We start from the raw sequence: 1233 nt of genomic DNA on the forward strand, positions 1-1233 counted from the left end.
GCACAGGTCGAGCAGCCGAGCGTCGTGCGCGCGGGGGCGCAGGGTGCGTACGAGACCGGCGCGCCGCCGCTGTTCGGCCTGCGCGTCGATCCAGTCGAAGGCGTGACGGGGCATGCGGTTCCTCGGCTCGGCGGGCTGTTTCTGCACCGTAGTGCGCGCGGGGGCGGGCGGTGGTGTGGCGATGAGCACAGAAGACAGGGGCGGCCGTTGTGCGGTACCCCATTGGCCCCGACCGGTGCGGTGGGCGAGGATCGGCGCCATGGACCTGCTTTCGACGCTGGTGGACAAGGGGCTGCGGCGCGAGGCGCCCACCCGTGACGAGGCGCTGGCCGTGCTGCGCACTGCGGACGAGGACGTCCTCGACGTCGTCGCCGCGGCCGGGAAGGTGCGCCGGGAGTTCTTCGGCCGCCGGGTGAAACTCAACTACCTGGTCAACCTCAAGTCGGGGCTGTGCCCCGAGGACTGCTCGTACTGCTCGCAGCGGCTGGGTTCCGAGGCGGGGATCCTCAAGTACACGTGGCTGAAGGCCGACCAGGCGGCCCAGGCCGCGTCGGCCGGGGTGGCGGGCGGCGCCAAGCGGGTCTGCCTGGTCGCCAGCGGGCGCGGGCCCACGGACCGCGACGTCGACCGGGTCTCGGAGACCATCGCCGCCATCAAGGAGCAGAACGGCGACGTGGAGGTGTGCGCCTGCCTCGGGCTGCTCTCCGACGGCCAGGCGGAGCGGCTGAAGTCGGCGGGCGCGGACGCGTACAACCACAACCTCAACACCTCCGAGGCGACGTACGCGGACATCTGCACCACGCACGGCTACGAGGACCGGGTGCAGACCGTGCAGCAGGCGCAGGCGGCCGGGCTGTCGGCCTGCTCCGGGCTGATCGCGGGGATGGGCGAGAGCGACGAGGACCTGGTGGACGTGGTCTTCGCGCTGCGCGCGCTGGACCCGGACTCGGTGCCGGTGAACTTCCTGATCCCGTTCGAGGGCACGCCGCTGGCCGGGGAGTGGGACCTCACGCCGCAGCGCTGCCTGAAGATCCTCGCCATGGTGCGGTTCGTCTGCCCGGACGTGGAGGTGCGGCTCGCGGCCGGCCGCGAGATCCACCTGCGCACGCTCCAGCCGCTGGCGCTGCACCTGGCCAACTCGGTGTTCCTGGGCGACTACCTGACCAGCGAGGGGCAGGCGGGCAAGGCGGACCTGGAGATGATCGCGGACGCCGGGTTCGAGGTGGAGGAGGC

Annotated in this window: 1 protein-coding gene; it reads left to right on the top strand. The window is 72.2% G+C overall.

Annotation, left to right across the window (positions count from 1 at the left end; all coding sequences use genetic code 11):
- Positions 1–259: 259 nt before the first annotated feature.
- Positions 260–1233 (top strand): biotin synthase BioB (gene bioB, locus H5J30_RS34235; protein WP_181791709.1); only part of this gene is annotated, 974 nt, incomplete at its 3' end.

It is taken from the genome of Streptomyces phytophilus, from assembly GCF_013870535.1.
In the GTDB taxonomy this organism is placed as follows: Bacteria; Actinomycetota; Actinomycetes; order Streptomycetales; family Streptomycetaceae; genus Streptomyces; species Streptomyces phytophilus.